This window comes from Hydrogenophaga sp. UC242_50, from assembly GCF_042697355.1.
GTDB lineage: Bacteria > Pseudomonadota > Gammaproteobacteria > Burkholderiales > Burkholderiaceae_C > Hydrogenophaga.
In genome coordinates this window covers 1969213-1986805 of record NZ_CP170553.1, presented here as the reverse complement: position 1 = coordinate 1986805, position 17593 = coordinate 1969213, and the positions used below count along the sequence as shown (strand labels likewise).

The following is a 17593-nucleotide window of genomic DNA, read 5'->3' as shown; positions in this document are numbered from 1 at the left end:
ATGACTTTTTCCTTTCCTGGCCATGCCCGCCGGGCATGGCCTTTCCTGCTGTGCGCGACCCTGCTGTGGCCGCTCGCCACCCGCGCCCAGGACGACACGGATGCCGACGTGCCGCGTCCGCCGCGCGAGGCGCGCACGCCAGCCGGCGCGCGCTTCGAGATCGACATGCAGGCGCCCAGCGAGGCCATGCGCGACTTCCTGTTGCGCCACATGGAGGTGCAGCGCTACCGCGAACTGCGCAGCCTCGAAGCCAACGAACTGAGCCGCCTGCTGGCCCAGGCACCGGCCAACGTGCGCGAACTGCTGGCCACGCTCGGCCATTTCTCGCCCCAGGTCGAGGTGATCCCGCCCCCCGGGCTGGGCGAGGTGGCCGCCGCCACGAGCGATGGTGATCGCACCACCAGCCCCGCCTCGCTGGGCACCATCACCGTGAAGGTCGATCCCGGCCCGGTCACGCAGGTGGCCTCGGTCACGGTGTCCTTCGTGGGCGACATCGCCACCGCGCCCGAGGCCGAGGCGCAGCGCGCCGACATCGAACGCGAGGCCGGCCTGATCACCGGCCTGCCCTTCTCGCAGGCCGACTGGGACCGCGCCAAGACCGCCGCGCTGCGGCGGCTGATCGCCCAGCGCTACCCCTCGGGCCGGATGCAGAACAGCCTGGCCGACATCGACACCCAGGCGCACCAGGCCCGGCTCTACATCGAACTCGATTCGGGCAAACCCATGCGCATGGGCGAGGTGGTGGTGCAAGGGGCCGAGCGCTACGACGCCGTGACCGCCGAGCGCCTGGTGCGCCTGACCGGCCTCACGCCCGGTAGCGACTACGACCTCGAGAAACTGCAGGACGCGCAACGCCGCATCGCCGAGAGCGGCTACTACGACTCGGTTTTCGTCTACGCCGAGACCTCGACCGACGGACAGACCCTGCCGGTGATGGTGCAGCTGCGCGAGAGCAAGCGGCAGAAGGTCGTGATCGGCATTGGCGGCAGCACCGACAACGGCGCTCGCCTGTCGCTGGAACACACGCACAACAGCGTGCCCGGCATCGGCTGGCGCGCGGTCAGCAAGCTGCAGCTGGAGCGCGACGACCAGCTCGCCAGCACCGACTGGAGCTCGATCCCGAACGACGACGGCTGGCGCAAGATCGCCGGCGCGCAGCTGGCCAAACAGCTCGACGACTTCACCACCACCAGCAGCCAGCGCCTGCGCGTGGGCCAGACGCAGCTGGGCGTCGAATACGACCGCAGCTTCTACCTGCAGTACGACCGCGCCCATGTGAAGAGCAGCCTGCTGTCCGCCGCGGCGCAGCAGGAAGCCAGGTCCGCCGTCAGCGCCAACTACGCGTGGACGCGGCGCCGCTTTGACGACCAGGTGTTTCCCAACCGCGGCTATGGCCTCGCGGTGGAACTGGGGGTGGGCTACACGCTGGGCAGCAGCCGCCAGCCCTTCACCCGCACGCAGGCGCGCTGGCTCACCTACTGGCAACTCGGTGCGATCGCCCGGGCCGCCGACCCGGTGCCCGGCCAGCCGCGCGACGTGAGCACGCCGTCGCGGCGCACGCAGCTGGGCCGCCTGGCCTTGCGCGTGGAAGGCGGTGCGGTGGTGGCGCGCGACTCGGCCCCCATTCCGGACACGCAGCTGTTCATCACCGGCGGCGACAACACCGTGCGCGGCTACGGCCTGCGCGACATCGGTGTGCCGCGCGCCGACGGCAGCATTGGGCCCGGCCGCTACAAAGGGGTGGTGAGCCTGGAGTGGCAGCGCCCCATCTTCAACGCCGACCAACGCTCCAACTGGGAAAACGTGCTCTTCATCGACGGCGGCGCCATCGCCAACAAGGCCGGCGACCTCAAGCCGGTGTGGGGTGTGGGCACCGGCATCCGCTACAACAGCCCGGTCGGCCCGCTCCAGCTGGACCTGGCCTATGGCCTGGAGGTCAGGCGTTTCCGCATCCACCTCAATGTGGGCTTCACGTTCTGATCGGCGCATGAACAGCGACAACGATCCCGACCGCATCGCCCCCCCGCCCTCGCGCATCGGCCGCGTGGTGCGCTGGGTGTTCGGCGGCCTGGCGGTGCTGGTGTTGCTGGTCCTGCTCGGCGTCGGCCTGTGGGCCGCCTCGCCCGGCTCGCTGGCCCAGGCCATCGGCTGGGGTCAATCGTTCATGGCCCGGCAGGGGCCGCAGGCCGGCACGCTGGAAGTGGCCGGTGTGCAGGGCAGCCTGCTGCGAGGCGGCCAGATCACGCAGTTGCAATGGGCGCGCGACGGCCTGAGCGTGCAGGCCAGCGACACGCGCATCGGCCTGAGCAACTGGTTCTGGGCCGACGCCGTGCTCGGGCGCGGCGTGCGCCTGTCGCAGCTCGACATCGGCCGCCTGCAGATCGACGACCAGCGCCCGCCCACGCCATCGGCCCCACCCGAGCCTCTGCAACCCATTACCCTGCCCCTGCCGGTCACCCTGCCCTGGTCGATCGGTGAACTGGTGCTGGCTGGCGAATCGCCGCTCACCCTCAGCGGCCTGAAAGGCCAGTACCGCTACCGCACGGCCGACCGCGCCTGGAACCTCGGCGTGACCGACGCGCACCAGTTCGACCTGGACAGCGTGGAGGTGGCCGGCGGCCGCTACCAGGCCAAGGCGGTGCTGGGCGCGCAAGCCCCGATGCCCCTGCGCGTGGACGCCAGCGGTGAGGTGCGCACCACCGTGCCGGGCGGTGAGCCCGTGACGCTGCAGGTCATCGCCAAGCTCACCGGCGTGCTGCGCCGACCACCGACGCCGCGCTCGACGCCAGCGCCAGCGTCAAGGCCACCGGAGGCATCGACCCGGCCCAGGCCCCCACGCTGGATGCCCAGGCCCGCCTGCGCCCATGGTGGCCGCAGCCGATCGAGACCGCCGACGCCACCATGGCCCGCATCGACCTCGCCGCCTTCTGGCCGCAGGCGCCGGTGACGCTGCTCAGCGGCACGGTGAAGGCCCAGCCCCAGGGCGAGGCCTGGCGCGCCGAGCTGAAGCTCACCAACGCCGCCAGCGGGCCGGCCGACCGGCAGCGCCTGCCGCTCGACCGGATCGAGGCCGCGCTCGAACAGCGCGGTGCGCGCTGGACGCTGACGCAACTGGACGCGCAGCTCGGCGGCGGCCGTGTGCAGGGCCAGGGCCAGTGGGAACCCGCCAGCGGCGCGCAGCCCTCGCCGCTGGGCCAGTGGCAGGGCGAGATCCAGGCCCGCCGCATCAACCCGGCCCAGCTCTGGAGCAGCATCGCCCCCGCCGCGCTCGACGGCACCGTCACGGCGCGCACGGTCGACACCGCCATCGACCTGGGCGCGCGCATCCAGCCGTCGGGCACGCAACCCCGGGGCGGCGCCCTGGCCGGCCTGCGGCTGCGCGAACTCGATGTGAAAGGCCGCTGGCGCCCCAGCGCCGACAGCGCCACGCAAGGCGTGCTCGACCTGCGCCAGGCCCGCCTGGGCGTGGCCGACGCCACGCTGGACGGCCAGGGCACGCTCGATACCCTGGCACGCAGCTTCGACGGCCAGTTCGCGCTGCAGCTGCCCGGTGCGCAGGCCCGCTGGAAGGGCAAGGCCGCGCACGCCCAAAGCAGCGGCGACCTGGACCTCAACCTGGACGACGCCAGCCGCGTGCTGGCCTGGGTGAGCAGCCTGCAGACCCTGCCCATCGTGGGCCCGTCGATCCGCACCGCGCTGGACGGCCAGCCGGGCCTGCAGGCCGAAGGCAGCGCCCGGCTCAACGCCGACTGGCAAGGTGGTCTGGGCGTGCTGGGCTACCCGCCGCCGGCGGCCGGCGCCACCCAGGCCGCCCCGCTGCGCCTGCAGCTCGGCCTGGACGCGCCGCGCCTGCGCATCGCGCGCGAGGTGCGCACCGGCGATCCGGCCAACCCCACCAGGGCGCAGGACATCCTTCTCAGCGCGCTCCAGCTGCAGGCCAACGGCCCGCCCGAGCGCCTGGCCCTCACCCTGGCCGGCCGGGCCGAACAAGGCCCCTGGCGCGCCGCCCTCGACACCCAGGGCGTGCTGCAACTGGGCAACGCCCGCCAGCCCGACATCGACACCGGCCGCCTGGAACTCAGCCGGCTGAAACTGCAGGCCACCGACAGCGCGCGGCCCGACCGCACCGTGGAATGGACGCTGGAGAGCACCAACGCGCTGGGCGTGCAATGGCAGGGCGCGCGCGGCGATACGCTGCAGGTGCAGGCCGACGCCGGCCAGCTGCGGCTGCAGCCCGTGTTCCGCCGCCGCGCGGCGCCCGCGTCCCCGGTGGCCGTGTCGGCCGCTGCCGCGGCCGCGGCCGCCGCCACGCCCACCGTCACCACCCCCATGACGCTGGCCTGGGAACGCATCACCTGGCGGGCCGGCGCGCTCGACACGCGCGGCCAGCTCAGCCACCTGCCGCTGTCCTGGGTGGATGCCCTCGCCACGCCCGAGGGCGCGCGCCACGGCCCGCTGAGCGAATCCGGCCTGGGCGGCGACGTGGTGTTCGACGGCTCATGGGACCTCACCCTGCCGGCCGACCCCAGCGCACCGCCCCGCCTGGCGGCGCAGCTGCGCCGGCGCAGCGGCGACCTCTCGGTGCAGACCGACGGCGCCTTCGACGAGAACACCGCCTCCACCCAGCGCCTGCAGACCGGCATCCGCGAAGCCCAGCTGGACGTGGAAACCCAGGGCAGCAATGTGCTGGCGCGCCTGCGCTGGGACAGCGAGCGCCTGGGCCAGGCCAGCGCCGACGTGAGCACCACGCTGAGCCCGCCCAACGCCGCCGAGCCCGCCTGGCACTGGGCCGAGCAGGCGCCCTTGCGCGGCACTCTCAAGGCCAGCCTGCCTCAGGTGGGCGTGTGGTCCGCGCTGGCGCCGCCCGGCTGGCGCGTGCGCGGCTCCCTGGGCGCCGATCTCACGCTGGGCGGCACGCGCGACAAACCCCTGCTCAACGGCTCGCTCAACGCCGACGACCTGGCCCTGCGCTCGCTGGTCAATGGCATCGCCTTCTCGCGCGGGCAGCTGCGCGCCACGCTCGCGGGCGAACGCATCACCATCGACCGTTTTTACCTGCAGGGCCTGGGTGGCGTGCAGAACGGCGGCACGCTGCTGGCCACCGGCAGCACCGAGTGGCGCACCGTCACGGTGAACGGCCAGCCGCGCCGCCAGCCCTACATCAGCCTGCAGGCCACCGCCACGAAACTGCGCGTGTCCACCCGCGCCGACCGCATGCTCACGCTCTCGGGCCAGTTGCAGGCCGAGCTGGCGGGCACGACGCTGCAGCTGCGCGGCCAGCTCACGGCCGATGAGGCCCGTTTCGTGCTGCCCGACGAGTCCACCCCCAGCCTCGGCGCGGACGTGGTGGTGCGTGGCACCGAGCGGCCGCTGGAAGACCCGAACGCCTTCCGTGTGCAACCCGATGTGCTGGTGGACCTGAACCTGGGCAACAACTTCGAGGTGCGCGGCCAGGGCCTGCAGACGCGCCTGACCGGCCAGCTCAATGTGCGCAGCACCCCCACTTCGCCCGCGCCGCGCGTGCTGGGCGAGGTGCGCACGGAGCGCGGTACCTACCGGGCCTACGGCCAGCGGCTCGACATCGAAACCGGCGTGTTGCGCTTCAACGGGCCTTACGACAACCCCACGCTGGACATCTCCGCCGTGCGCCCCAACACCACGCAGCGCGTGGGTGTGCTCATCAGCGGCTCGGCGCAGTTGCCGCGCGTGCGCCTGTTCTCCGACCCCGAACTGCCCGACAGCGAGAAGCTCGCCTGGCTGGTGCTGGGGCGCCCGGCCAGCGGCGCCGGGGCCGAAGCCGCCGTGCTGCAGCAGGCCGCGCTGGCCCTGCTCTCGCGCAACGGTGGCAACCTGGACGGCGGCCTGGCCAGCGCCTTCGGTCTGGACGAGCTGTCCTTTGCCGGCAGCTCCACCAACGCCGATGGCACCACCTCGTCGGCCGCGCTCACGCTGGGCAAGCGCCTGTCCAACAAGCTCTACCTGACCTACGAAGCCAGCCTGGCCGGGGCCATGGGCACGGTCTCGATGTTCTACGACCTCTCGCGGCGCGTCACGGTGCGCGCGCGGGCGGGTGAAGAGAACGCCATCGACCTGATCTTCACGACGACATTTGACTGACCCCCGCGCCGCGCCGTGGGCGCGTCCCCCCTTTCAGGGGGCAACACCTGCGGCCTGGCAGAGCCAGCTCCGCGGTGTTCCGGACTTCATCACTTCGCGCCGGAAAGGCCTCAGGCGACCTTGCGCCACCGCCGGCTGGTTGGCGGCTTCCGCAACGTGCGCGCGGATCTCGCTCTCGGCCGTCGCCAGACCCTGGGCCTTGGCATCCGGGCCCATCGCCACACCTTCGGCGCGCACGAAGCGCACATCGGTGATGCCGAAGAAGCCCAGCACCGTCTGCAGGTAGGTTTCCTGGTGCTCCATGGCGCGGCCCCCTTCGCTGGTGGAGTACACGCCGCCGCGGCTGAGCACCACGATCACCGTCTTGCCACCGGCCAGGCCCACCGGGCCCTGCTCGGTGTACTTGAAGGTGCGGCCACCCTGGGCCACGCGGTCGATCCAGGCCTTGAGCTGGGTCGGGATGGTGAAGTTGTACAGAGGGGCACCGATCACCACCACGTCGGCCGCCAGAAACTGGCTCACCAGCGCTTCGGAGACGGCGTTTTCCTGGCGTTGCGCCTCGGTGGCGGCGGCCTGGCCGGTGCGAAAGCCCAGCGCGTCGGCGCTCAGGTGGGCCGGCGCGTTGACCGCCAGATCCAGGTGCTGCACTTGCGTGCCGGGATGGGCCGCCACCCAGGTCGCCACGGTCTGGGCGGTCAGTTGACGGGAAACCGACTGGTCGCCGGTGATCGCGGAATCGATGTGAAGCAGTTGCATGGAAATCTCCTGAAAAAGTTGAAAGCCACGCCAGGTGACCATGGATAGATTGTGATTTCGATGCCAATACTTGATAAGACGGCATTCTTACGACATATCGTTCCATAATCAGGACAATCAACGGGAAACGCCATGCAAGACCTGAATGACATGATCCTGTTCGCCGAGGTGGTGGAACACGGCGGTTTCGCGGCCGCCGGCCGCGCGCTGGGCCTGCCCAAGTCGCGCCTGTCGCGCCGCATCGCCGGGCTGGAGGCGCAGTTGGGCGTGCGGCTGTTGCAACGCACCACGCGCAAGCTCTCGCTGACCGATGTGGGCGAGACCTACCTGCGCCACTGCCAGGTCCTGCGCGAATCCGCCCAGGCCGCCGCCGACGCCGTGGCCCACGCGCAAACCGAGCCGCGCGGCACCATCCGCGTGGTCTGCCCCGTCACGCTGGCGCAGACCGTGCTGGGCGGCGTGATGCCGATCTACCTCGCGCGGCACCCGCAGGTGCGCGTGGAGATGGAGGTCAACAACCGCGTGGTCGATCTCGTGAAGGACGGCGTGGACGTGGCGCTGCGCGTGCGACTCACGCTGGAGGAAAGCGGCAGCCTGATCGTCAAGCGGCTGGACGACGCGCGCTCGGTGCTGGTGGCCAGCCCGGCGCTGCTGGCGCGCCAGGGCACGCCCACCACGCTGGAGGAAGCCGGCCGGCTCGACAGCGTCGGCCATGTCCGCCACCGAGGGCAAGACCAGCATCCGCCTGACCAGCCCCGAAGGGCGCGAGGCCGTGCTGCAGTTCACCCCCCGCTACATCGCCGACGACCTGCTCACCCTCAAGCTCGCCGTGCTCGGCGGCAGCGGCATGTGCTGGCTGCCCGACTACATGTGCGAGGACGAACTGCGCAGCGGCCAGCTGGTGCGCCTGCTGCCCGACTGGTCCACGCCGGTGGGTGTGGTGCATGCGGTGTTTCCCTCGCGCCGGGGCCTCTCGCCCGCGGTGCGCAGCTTTCTCGATTTCCTGGCCGAATACGTGCCCGTGTGCGGCAAGCTGCAGCGCCGCGAGGGGGCGTCCCGGCTGCAGCCCGCCCCGTACAATGCGGGCTCTTTTTCGCCGCCATAGTTCAATGGATAGAACGAGCGCCTCCTAAGCGCTAGATACAGGTTCGATTCCTGTTGGTGGTACCACCTCGAGCCACCATGTCCGAACCGCTGCCCGGCGGCGAACTCGTCCATCAGCTGCGCCGCCTGGGCCTGGCCGCGGGCGACGTGGTCATGGTGCACGCCTCGCTCAAGGCCATCGGGCCGGTGGCCGGCGGCGCCCCGCAGGTCGTGCGGGCGCTGCAGGAGAGCATCGGCCCGGGCGGCACGCTCATGGCCTATGTGTCCTGGGACCGCTCCCCCTACGAAGAGACCCTGAACGGCGCCACGCTGGGCGCCGCCGCGCGCGAGGCCTGGCCGGCATTCGACCCGGCCAGCGCCGGCACCGAACGCAGTTTCGGCCTGCTCAATGCCTTCATCTGCCACACACCCGGCGTGCGGCGCAGCGCGCACCCCGACGCCAACATGGCCGCCCTGGGCGCGAAGGCGGACGAGTTGGTCGCGCCCCATTCGCTCCAGGAGGGCTACGGACCCGGTTCACCGCTGGACCGCTTCGTGCAACTGGGCGGCCAGGTGCTGCTGCTCGGTGCGCCCCTGGACGCGGTGACGGTGCTGCACCACGCCGAGACCCTGGCCGACATCCCGAACAAGCGCCGCGTGCGCTACGAACAACCGGTGCTCGACGACCAAGGCCGCAAGGTCTGGCGCGCGGCCGAGGAGTTCGACACCAACGGCATCCTGGACGGCTTCGCGCAAGACGGCGCCCTGGACGCGGTGGAGACCATCGCGCGGGCCTACGTGGCCGAAGGCCGCCACCGCACGGGCCGTGTGGGCCAGGCCGACTGCCACCTGTTCGATGCACGGGACCTCGTGCGCTTCGGCAAGGCCTGGCTCGAACAGCGCTTTGGCGAGCAGGCTCAGCGCAGCATGAGGTAACCCACGCCGATCGCGGCGGCCAGCCCCACCGCATCGGCGAACAGCGCACAGGCCAGCGCGTGCCGCGCGTGCTGGATGCCCACGCTGCCGAAGTACACCGCGAGCACGTAGAAGGTGGTTTCGGTCGAGCCCTGCACGATGGCCGCGAGCCGGCCCGCGAACGAGTCCACGCCGTGCGTCTGCATCACGTCGATCATCAGCCCGCGCGCGCCCGCGCCCGACAGCACCTTCATCAGGCCCACCGGCAGCGCGGGCAGGAAGTCGGTGTTCCAGCCCATCGCGGCCACCATCGCGCCGATGCCCGAGAGCAGGAAGTCCATGCAACCGGCGGCGCGGAACACGCCGATGGCGATCAGGATCGCGATGAGGTAGGGCACGATCTGGATCGCCACGCCAAAGCCTTCCTTGGCACCGTCGATGAAGGCGTCGTACACGTTCAGGCGCTTCCAGGCCCCGGCCAGCACGAACAGCATCACCACGCTCAGGATCACCGCCGCGCCGGTGGTGCCGGCCACGCGCGCGGCCTGTTCGGCCGGCAGGCGGGCCAGCGCGGTCACGGCCGCCGCGAGCAGGCCGGCCACCGCCAGCACCGGCAGCAGGAACCGCGCGCGCCACAGCGGCAGGCGCTGGCACACGGCCACCGCCAGCACCCCCGCGAGCAGCGAGGTGAAGGTGACCAGCAGCGTGGGCAGAAAAATGTCCGCCGCGTTGAAGCCCGCGCCCAGGCCCTGCTTGAGCGCGACGCTCTGGCGGATGGCGATCACCGAAGTGGGGATCAGCGTGAGGCCCGCCGTGTTCATCACCACGAACATGATCTGCGCGTTGCTCGCCGTGCCGGGTGCTTCGGTGTTGAGCGTCTGCAGTTCGCGCATGGCTTTCAGGCCCAGCGGTGTGGCCGCGTTGTCCAGGCCCAGCAGGTTGGCCGAGATGTTCATGGTCATCGCGCCCTGCGCCGGGTGGCCTTGCGGCACGGCGGGAAAGAGGCGGCGCAGCAGCGGCCCGGCGAGGCGGGCGAGCAGCTCGATCATGCCGGCGCGCTCGCCCACGCGCATGAGCCCCAGCCACAGCGCCATCACACCGGCCAGGCCGAGCGAGATCTCGAAACCCGAGCGCGCGCCATCGAACATGGCCGTCAACAGCGCTTGTAAGATGCCCTGCTCACCCAGCAGCCAACGCGCGACGGCGGTGGCGAAAGCCACGATGAAGAAACCGACCCAGACCCAGTTCAGCGCCATGGAGAGCGATGGTAGCGCCCACGGAGACCTGTCCATGCAATCGATCAACCACCCCCGCCGTTCGTTCTTCTGCGCCCTCGGTCTGGCATGGGCCCTGTCGGCCCCCTCGGTGCAGGCCCAGGCCAGGTTCGTGCAGACGCCCTACAAGAACCCCAAGGCCCTGTTCGACATCTACCTCGACCACCCGGCCAAGCTGGGCGCCGCGCTGTACTGGCTGCGCTCGTTCGTGAACCCGCTCACCGAAGCGCCCTACAGCTTCTTCAACGAGGACATGAGCGTGATCGTGCTGCTGCACGGCACCGAACTCGTGGCGCTGGCGAAGAAGAACGAGGCGAAGTACGAAGAGGTGGTGCAGCGCATGCGCTACTACACCGAACTGGGCGTGAAGTTCAAGGTCTGCGGGCTGGCGCTGCAGGACTTCGGCTACACCGCGGCCGACATGCAGCCCTTCGTGGAGGTGACGCCCTCGGCCATCACCGAGCTGGTGCACTGGCAGAACCAGGGCTACGCGCTGGTCACACCCACGGTGGTGGACAAAAAGCTGTCGGTGGAGGAGATTCGCTGAACGGCGCACCCGCCGTTCGTCGCGCGGCGCCGGCCGATGTCGAAACGGCCGCGCCTGGCACGTCGTCAGGTGGCAAGCCCCCTTCATCCACCCTTCAGGAGATCCCCATGTCGACGCAACTCAGTGCCTACCTGTCCTACAACGGCAACTGCGCCGAGGCGATGCAGTTCTATGCCAAGCTGTTCAACGCCAAGCTCGAGGCCCTCATCACCTATGGCGAGATGCCCGGCGGCGAACCGGTGCCGCCCGAGAACGCCAAGCTCATCATGCACGCTTACCTGGTGCACCCGGACTTCGCCCTCATGGCCGGCGACGCGCCGCCCGGCGTGCCCTTCGCGGGCATCCAGGGCTGCATGATGCCATCACCTTCCCCACTGTGGCCGAGGCCGAGCGCGTCTTCAAGGCCCTGGCGGACGGCGGCAAGGTGACCATGCCGCTGTCCGAAACCTTCTGGGCCGACACCTTCGGCATGGTGACCGACCGTTTCGGCACGCCCTGGGGCATCAACGGCGGGCCGAGGGAAATGGCGAAGCCGTGACCGAGGCGGCACCCGGGCTGCAGGCCACCATCAAGTGGGGTGGCCGGTTCGCTGAACCGGCCAGAGCCGGTCAGAGCTGGCCTTCGCTCAGGGTGTCGAGCTGGAAGCGGCCACTGCGGTCCCACAGCCAGGTGTCGACGCTGCGCACGCGGCCCCAGCCCGGTGGGTTGGGGAACGGCGCGGCCTGCCGCACGAGGCGGTCGATCTCCGCCATCACCTCCGGCGCGTGGCTCGGTCCGCGCAACCAGCGCACCGCGTCCACGCCGCCGCTGCGGTCGATTTCGAGCTCCATCACCCCGATGGCGTACAGCATCGGCGGCAGCTTGCCCCGGTAGATGCGGTCCGGGTAGCGGCGGTAGATGTGGTTCGCCACCGCGAGCCGGTAGCTGGCGTCGGCCAGCGGCGGACGGCTGGAGCCCGAAGGCAGGACCGAGCAGCCCGCCGCGAGCAGGCCGGCCGCGCCGGCGGCAGCGGTGGCCAGCAGCCGGCGGCGCCCAGGCAACAAGGAAGGCGGTGAGGACAGGGTGAGGTCGGTGGTGTTCGGCATGGCGAGAGCATACGGCCCTGTGCAGGCCTGGCGCACAAGCAATCGCAACAGCTGTTACCGCCTGCCGGCCGCCGGTGGCGCCACCGGCGCGGCCACGAAGCCTTCCTGCAGCAGCAGCTGTGCGCGGATCGCGTCGATGAAAGCCGTCACGCGCGCGGGGCGGTGGCGGCCTGGCAACAAAGCCACGTGGATGCCCACGGGCGCGAGCGCCCACTGCGGCAGCACACGCACCAGCCGGCCGGCGGCGATGTCTTCACGGCACATCCAGGGGGCGGCCGATCCGATGCCCACGCCGTTGAGGATGGCCCGGTAACTCGCGGGCAGGCTCGGCGTGCGAAAGGGCGTGTTCAGCGTGACCATGCGCGCGGCGCCATCGCTGCGGCGCACGAGCTGCACCGTGCCCACCACGTGCGCGGCCAGCCCGATGAAGGGCAGCCGAGGCAGGCGCGCCAGCGTCACCGGGCCGATGCGCTCCACCAGCGCAGGCGTTGCGCCACCAGCACGCGCTCCATCGTGCCCAGCGTGCGGCAGACGATGTCCTGGTCGGGCACCTCGCCCACGAAAACGCAGCACTCCGCCCCCGTGGCCGAGAGGTCGGTGTAGCGCTCGGCCAGCGCCAGTTCCACGCGCAGCCGGGGGTGCTCCGCCATCAGGCCGGTGAGCGCGTCGGTCAGGAAACTGGCGCCGTAGCCCGCCGGACCAATCACGCGCAGGGTTCCCTCGGGCCGGCTCTGGCGGCCCTGCAGCCGGTCGGACAGACCGGCCCATCGCTCGCCCAGGTCGCGCGCCTCCAGCAGCAGCGTCTGGCCCTCGTCGGTCAGCGAGAAGGTGGAGGTGGTGCGGTTCACCAGCTTGCAGCCCAGCAGGGATTCGAGCTCCACCAGGCGCCGGCTCACCGTGGGCTGCGTGGTGCCCAGTTGCCGCGCCGCCTTGCTCAGCGAGCGCGCCTCGCTGATGTGCTGGAAGGTGTCGAGCAGTTCGAGTCGGTCGTAGGTCGTCTTCATACGTGATGTGTATAGCACTTACATCGTCCATGCGTCTAGCGATCGAAGCTCTCTTTGCGTACCGTGGCGGCTTCGAACAGGAGACAAGACGTGAGCACGCATTCCACGACGGCCCCCACCGCGGACGACGCCGCCGCCATCCACGACACACTGTGGACCCCGAGCGCGGACGACATCGGCGCCAGCCGCCTGGCGCGCTACGAGCGCTGGCTCGCCGAGCAGCACGGCCTGCGCTTCGACAGCTATGCGGCGCTGTGGCAATGGTCGGTGCAGCACCTGGACACCTTCTGGCGCAGCATCTGGGACCACTTCGAGGTGCTGGCCGACGGTTCACCCGAACCCGTGCTCGCGAGCCGCGAGATGCCCGGCGCGCGCTGGTTTCCGAACACGCGGCTGAACTACACGGAGCACGTCTTCCGGCAGGCCAGCGCCCAGCGCCCCGCGCTGGTGGTGCGCACCGAAGGCGAGGAAGCGCGCGAGGTGTCCTGGGCGGCGCTGCGCCAGATGACCGCGGCCTTCGCGGCCACCCTGCGGGATCACGGCGTGCAGCCGGGCGACCGCGTGGCGTCCTACCTGCCGAACCAGGCCGAGACCGTGGCGGCCTTCCTGGCCTGCGCCAGCCTGGGTGCCATCTGGTCGAGTTGCGCGCCCGACATGGGCCCCTCGGTGGTGTTCGACCGCCTGAGCCAGATCGAACCCAAGGTGCTGCTGGCCACCGACAGCTACCGCTACAACGGCAAGGTGCACGACCGCCACGACACCGTGGACCAGTTGCTCGAGCGCCTGCCCAGCGTGCGCACCGTGGTGCACCTGCCCGGCCCGCTGGCGAATGAACGCGCCGTGGCGTGGCGCGACCGCCTGGCATGGGACGGCGCGATGCAACAGCACGCACACGCCGAGCTGCGCTTCGAGCGCCTGCCCTTCGACCACCCGCTGTGGATCGTCTATTCCTCCGGCACCACCGGCCTGCCCAAGGCCATGGTGCACGGCCACGGCGGCGTGGTGCTCACCCACCTCAAGACGCTCGCGCTGCAGCACGACCTGCGCGAAGGCGACCGCATGCTGTTCCTCGGCGGCACCGGCTGGATCGTCTGGAACCTGCAGATCGGCGGCCTGCTCACCGGCGCCACCACCGTGCTCTACGACGGCAACCCCGCCTGGCCCGACGACGAGGCGCTCTGGCGCTTCATGGACCGGCACGGCGTCACGCTGTTCGGCTGTGGCGCGGCCTTCCTCATGAACTGCATGAAGCGCGGCCTGCGCCCACGCGACTTCGCCGCCCTGCCGGCGCTGCGCGCGATCAACTCGACCGGCTCGCCGCTGTCCATCGACGCCTACCACTGGGTCTACGGCGCGGTGAAAAGCGACCTCTGGCTGGCCTCGATCAGCGGTGGCACCGACATCGCCTCGGGCTTCGTGGCCTGCGCGCCGGGCCTGCCCGTGGTGGCGGGCGAGATCCAGTGCGCCGAGCTCGGCGTGGCGGCCCAGTCCTTCAACGAGGCGGGCCAGCCGGTGCAGGACGAGGTCGGCGAACTGGTGATCACGCAACCCATGCCCTCGATGCCGCTGTTCTTCTGGAACGACGCCGACGGCCAGCGCTACCGCGAGAGCTACTTCGACACCTTCCCCGGCGTCTGGCGCCATGGCGACTGGATCCGCTTCACGCCGCGCGGCACCGCCGTCATCTACGGCCGCTCCGACAGCACCATCAACCGCTTCGGCATCCGCATGGGCACGGCCGAGATCTACCGCGTCGTCGAGGAAATGCCGCAGGTGCGCGACAGCCTGGTGGTCGACCTCGAGTACCTGGGCCGACCGTCCTTTTTGCCGCTGTTCGTGGTGTTGCAGCGGGGCGTTGTGCTGGACGACGCGCTCAAGGCCGCCATCGCCGGGCAGATCCGCACCAAGGCCTCGGCGCGCCATGTGCCGAACGAGATCTACCTGGTGGACGAGATTCCGCGCACCCTCACCGGCAAGAAGATGGAAGTGCCGGTGCGCAAGCTGCTGCTGGGCACCCCGCTGGAGAAGGTGGCGCAGCCCCGACGCCATGGTCAACCCACGCAGCCTGGACTTCTTCGTGCGGCTCGCCCTCGAACTCAACACGCCGGGCACCGCGCCCGCCTGAGTGCCTTCGCTTTTTCCACTACCCACACAGGAGACAACCAGCATGATGCAACGCCGCCAACTCACCCGCCTGGCCCTCGCCCTGGGCGCCACTTTGAGCCTCGGCGCCGCGCCCGCGCTCGCCCAGCCGGCCTACCCGAGCAAGCCGCTCACCATCGTCGTGCCCTTCGTGCCCGGCGGCCCGGTGGACGTGATGGCGCGCACGCTCGGCGATGCCCTGGGCAAGTCGCTGAACGTGCCGGTGGTGATCGACAACCGCGCCGGCGCGGGCGGCAACATCGGCAGCCAGCACGTGGCCAAGGCCCCCGCCGACGGCTACACGCTGCTCATGGCCACGGGCAGCATCCTGAGCATCAACGAGGCGCTGTATCCCCGCCTCGGGTTCGAGCCCGGCAAGGACTTCGCCCCGGTCTCGCTGGTGGGCGACATGCCGCTGATCGTCACCGTCAACGCCTTGGTGCCGGTGAAGAACGTGGCCGAACTCGTGGCGCAGGCCAAGGCCAAACCCGACAGCCTGCTGCTGAGTTCGCCGGGCAACGGCACCACGCCGCACCTGGCCACCGAACTGCTCAAGCGCGAAGCCGGTGTGACCCTGGTCCACGTGCCCTACAAAGGCGGCGCCGAGTCGGCCACGGCCATCCTGTCCAACCAGGTCACTGGCGGCATCGAATCCCCGCCCGCCGTGCTGCCGCACATCCGCGCGGGCAAGATGCGCGCGCTCGCCATCGCCGGCCCGGAGCGCCTGGACAGCCTGCCCGACGTGCCGACCACCACCGAAGCGGGCCTGCCCGGCCTGCAGATCGTGAGCTGGTTCGGTCTGGTCGCACCGGCCGGCACGCCGGCCGCGGTGATCGACAAGCTCAACAAGGAAACACTCGCCGCGCTCAAGACCGACGAAGTGAGGGCCCGTTTCGAGCGCCTCTCGATCCGCCCGATGGGCAGCACGCCCGCCGCACTGGCCACGCTGGCGCAGCAGGACCGCGTGAAGTGGGGCCAGATCGTCAAGGCCTCGGGGGTGCGCCTCGACTGAGGCGCGCCGCTTTCACCTCGCCCGCAAGGTGCGGCTGAGCAGGATCACCGGCACCAGACCCACCAGCACCAGCGTGAGCGCCGGCAGCGCCGCCTCGCCCAGGCGTTCGTCGCGCGCGAGCTGGTAGGTCACCACCGCCAGGGTGTCGCTGTTGAAGGGCCGCAGCACCAGGGTGGCGGGCAGCTCCTTCATCACGTCCACGAACACCAGCAGCGCGGCCGCGGCGGTGGAGCGCTTGAGCAGCGGCCAGTGCACGCGCGCGGCCAGGCCCAGGCCGGTGGTGCCGAGCATGCGGGCCGAGTCGTCGAGGCTGGCCGGGATGCGGCGCGTAACCACTCTGCAGTGACTGCAGGGCCACGGCGGTGAAGCGCACGAGGTAGGCCCACACGATGCCAAGCGCGGTGGCGGTGACCCAATAGCCCACGCTGGCCTCGGGCCACAGGGACTGCACCCAGCCCACCGGCAGCAACAGGCCGACCACGATCACCGCGCCGGGCACGGCATAACCCAGGCTCACGAGCTGCACCACGCCGCGCGTGAGCTGGCCCGGCCGTGCGCGCAACGCGAACGCCAGCGCCAGCGCGATCGCGGTGGTCAGCGCGGCCGCCAGGCTGGCCAGCCACACGCTGCTGCGCGACCACTGCACGAAGGAGGTCCACGGCAGGTCGTCCCAGCCCCCGATGAGCGGGCGCAGCATGAACAGCACCGGCAGCACGAAGCCGAAGGCGATGGGCAGCACACAGACCAGCACGGCGCACACGGCGCGCCCGCCTTGCAGGCGCGTGGGCTGGGCCTCGGCGCTGCCGGCGCGCTGGCCGCGCAGCGTGGCGAAGCGCAGCCGGCGCTGGGCGCGGTGTTCGAGCCACAGGAGCAGGGCCACCAGCGCCAGCAGCATCGTGGCGAGCTGGGCGGCGGCCATGCGGTTGTCCATCGCGAGCCAGGCCTTGTAGACACCGGCCGTGAAGGTTTGGATGCCGAAGTAGCTGGCCACGCCGAAATCCGCCAGCGTTTCCATGAGCGCGAGCGCCACGCCCGCGGCCACGGCCGGGCGCGCCAGCGGCAGCGCCACTTCGCGGATGCGCCGCGCCAGCGGCGCGCCCAGCAGGCGCGCGGCTTCCATGAGCTGGGCCGCGCGCTCGGCCAGCGCGGTGCGCGCCAGCAGGTAGACGTAGGGGTAGAGCGAGAAGGTGAACACCCAGACCGCGCCCGGCGTGCTGCGCACCTCGGGCAGCAGGCGCCCGGACAGGCCGAAGGTCTCGCGCAGCCCCACCTGCAGGGGGCCGCTGAACTGCAGGAAGTCGGTGTAGGCATAGGCCACCACATAGGCCGGCATCGCCAGCGGCAGCAGCAGGGCCCATTCGAAGAAACGGCGGCCGGGGAAGTCGAACAGCGTGACCGCGCTGGCCGTGGCGATGCCCACCACCGCCACGCCGATCGCCACGCTCACGCACAACACCAGCGTGGTGAGCGCGTACTCCGGCAGCACGGTCTGCGCCATCTGCGAGAGCACGTCGCGCGCGGCGGCATCGAACTCGAACCAGGACGCCCCCAGCGACAGCACCGGCAGCGTGAGCAGCAGCGCAAGCAGGATCAACAGGGCGGGAGCCAACCAACGCAGCATGGGCAGGTTTCAGGTGAAAGGGCCATCGACCCGCGTC

The 17593-nt window shown here is 70.9% G+C and carries 11 protein-coding genes, 1 tRNA gene and 4 pseudogenes; 10 read left to right on the top strand and 6 right to left on the bottom strand.

Annotation, left to right across the window (positions count from 1 at the left end):
* Genes ACFJGX_RS10170 through ACFJGX_RS10160 form a run of 3 tightly spaced genes read left to right on the top strand, consistent with a single transcriptional unit; the run spans position 1 to position 6117 of the window.
* Positions 1-1980, top strand: a complete 1980-nt coding sequence (locus ACFJGX_RS10170) for an autotransporter assembly complex family protein (protein WP_382328335.1) — start codon at positions 1-3, stop codon at positions 1978-1980.
* Between the two features lie 7 nt (positions 1981-1987).
* Positions 1988-2947: a hypothetical protein gene (locus tag ACFJGX_RS10165; protein ID WP_382328333.1), complete on the top strand. Its 960-nt coding sequence runs from the start codon at positions 1988-1990 to the stop codon at positions 2945-2947.
* A complete protein-coding gene (locus ACFJGX_RS10160) occupies positions 2902-6117 on the top strand; it encodes a translocation/assembly module TamB domain-containing protein (RefSeq protein WP_382328331.1) in 3216 nt (1071 codons plus the stop codon). The genes ACFJGX_RS10165 and ACFJGX_RS10160 overlap by 46 nt, the downstream gene beginning before the upstream one ends.
* Positions 6118-6237: 120 nt before the next feature.
* Here ACFJGX_RS10160 and ACFJGX_RS10155 read toward each other — a convergent pair.
* Positions 6238-6873, bottom strand: a pseudogene (locus tag ACFJGX_RS10155) (FMN-dependent NADH-azoreductase); the annotation flags it as partial.
* A 132-nt stretch (positions 6874-7005) separates the two neighbouring features.
* Between ACFJGX_RS10155 and ACFJGX_RS10150 the strand changes: the two are divergent.
* The 3 genes and pseudogenes from ACFJGX_RS10150 to aac(3) all read left to right on the top strand — a co-directional run bounded on the left by ACFJGX_RS10150 (position 7006) and on the right by aac(3) (position 8892).
* Positions 7006-7978: pseudogene (locus ACFJGX_RS10150) on the top strand (LysR substrate-binding domain-containing protein).
* Positions 7969-8043: transfer RNA gene (locus tag ACFJGX_RS10145), tRNA-Arg, on the top strand. The pseudogene ACFJGX_RS10150 and the gene ACFJGX_RS10145 overlap by 10 nt, the downstream one beginning before the upstream one ends.
* 12 nt (positions 8044-8055) lie before the next feature.
* Entirely contained in the window at positions 8056-8892 is an 837-nt protein-coding gene (gene aac(3), locus ACFJGX_RS10140; protein WP_382321574.1) for an aminoglycoside 3-N-acetyltransferase, read from the top strand.
* Here the strand turns inward: aac(3) and ACFJGX_RS10135 are convergent.
* The gene (locus tag ACFJGX_RS10135) at positions 8874-10127 is read right to left on the bottom strand and encodes a nucleoside recognition domain-containing protein (protein WP_382321576.1); all 1254 of its coding nucleotides are present in this window, start codon (positions 10125-10127) and stop codon (positions 8874-8876) included. The genes aac(3) and ACFJGX_RS10135 overlap by 19 nt on opposite strands.
* Positions 10128-10161: 34 nt before the next feature.
* On the opposite strand from ACFJGX_RS10135, the gene ACFJGX_RS10130 reads away from it, so the two are divergent.
* Both ACFJGX_RS10130 and ACFJGX_RS10125 read left to right on the top strand, forming a co-directional pair.
* Positions 10162-10692, top strand: coding sequence for a DsrE family protein (locus ACFJGX_RS10130; protein WP_382321579.1), 531 nt, complete (start codon positions 10162-10164; stop codon positions 10690-10692).
* A 107-nt stretch (positions 10693-10799) separates the two neighbouring features.
* Positions 10800-11120, top strand: a complete 321-nt coding sequence (locus ACFJGX_RS10125; RefSeq protein WP_382328329.1) for a VOC family protein — start codon at positions 10800-10802, stop codon at positions 11118-11120.
* A 180-nt stretch (positions 11121-11300) separates the two neighbouring features.
* Here the strand turns inward: ACFJGX_RS10125 and ACFJGX_RS10120 are convergent, their stop codons facing one another.
* The 3 genes from ACFJGX_RS10120 to ACFJGX_RS10110 are packed head-to-tail and all read right to left on the bottom strand — an operon-like array spanning position 11301 to position 12781.
* A complete protein-coding gene (locus ACFJGX_RS10120; RefSeq protein ID WP_291121368.1) occupies positions 11301-11777 on the bottom strand; it encodes a hypothetical protein in 477 nt (158 codons plus the stop codon).
* Positions 11778-11831: 54 nt separating this feature from the next.
* Positions 11832-12254, bottom strand: a complete 423-nt coding sequence (locus ACFJGX_RS10115; protein WP_382321585.1) for a LysR substrate-binding domain-containing protein — start codon at positions 12252-12254, stop codon at positions 11832-11834.
* On the bottom strand, positions 12233-12781 hold the full coding sequence (locus ACFJGX_RS10110) for a LysR family transcriptional regulator (protein WP_382328327.1): 549 nt from the start codon (positions 12779-12781) through the stop codon (positions 12233-12235). Before ACFJGX_RS10110 ends, ACFJGX_RS10115 begins: the two co-directional genes overlap by 22 nt.
* 138 nt (positions 12782-12919) lie before the next feature.
* On the opposite strand from ACFJGX_RS10110, the pseudogene ACFJGX_RS10105 reads away from it, so the two are divergent.
* Both ACFJGX_RS10105 and ACFJGX_RS10100 read left to right on the top strand, forming a co-directional pair.
* Positions 12920-14906, top strand: a pseudogene (locus ACFJGX_RS10105) (acetoacetate--CoA ligase).
* A 42-nt stretch (positions 14907-14948) separates the two neighbouring features.
* Positions 14949-15935, top strand: coding sequence for a Bug family tripartite tricarboxylate transporter substrate binding protein (locus ACFJGX_RS10100; RefSeq protein WP_382321589.1), 987 nt, complete (start codon positions 14949-14951; stop codon positions 15933-15935).
* Positions 15936-15947: 12 nt separating this feature from the next.
* Here the strand turns inward: ACFJGX_RS10100 and ACFJGX_RS10095 are convergent.
* Positions 15948-17556: pseudogene (locus ACFJGX_RS10095) on the bottom strand (ABC transporter permease).
* Positions 17557-17593 lie beyond the last annotated feature (37 nt).

Excerpts from the sequence above, each read along its gene's own strand:
- ACFJGX_RS10165 (WP_382328333.1), top strand. The coding sequence starts at position 1,988 with ATGAACAGCGACAACGATCCCGACCGCATCGCCCCCCCGCCCTCGCGC.
- ACFJGX_RS10130 (WP_382321579.1), top strand. The coding sequence starts at position 10,162 with ATGCAATCGATCAACCACCCCCGCCGTTCGTTCTTCTGCGCCCTCGGT.
- ACFJGX_RS10120 (WP_291121368.1), bottom strand. The coding sequence starts at position 11,777 with ATGCCGAACACCACCGACCTCACCCTGTCCTCACCGCCTTCCTTGTTG.
- ACFJGX_RS10125 (WP_382328329.1), top strand. The coding sequence starts at position 10,800 with ATGTCGACGCAACTCAGTGCCTACCTGTCCTACAACGGCAACTGCGCC.
- ACFJGX_RS10160 (WP_382328331.1), top strand. The coding sequence starts at position 2,902 with ATGGCCCGCATCGACCTCGCCGCCTTCTGGCCGCAGGCGCCGGTGACG.
- ACFJGX_RS10110 (WP_382328327.1), bottom strand. The coding sequence starts at position 12,781 with ATGAAGACGACCTACGACCGACTCGAACTGCTCGACACCTTCCAGCAC.
- ACFJGX_RS10170 (WP_382328335.1), top strand. The coding sequence starts at position 1 with ATGACTTTTTCCTTTCCTGGCCATGCCCGCCGGGCATGGCCTTTCCTG.
- ACFJGX_RS10135 (WP_382321576.1), bottom strand. The coding sequence starts at position 10,127 with ATGGCGCTGAACTGGGTCTGGGTCGGTTTCTTCATCGTGGCTTTCGCC.
- ACFJGX_RS10100 (WP_382321589.1), top strand. The coding sequence starts at position 14,949 with ATGATGCAACGCCGCCAACTCACCCGCCTGGCCCTCGCCCTGGGCGCC.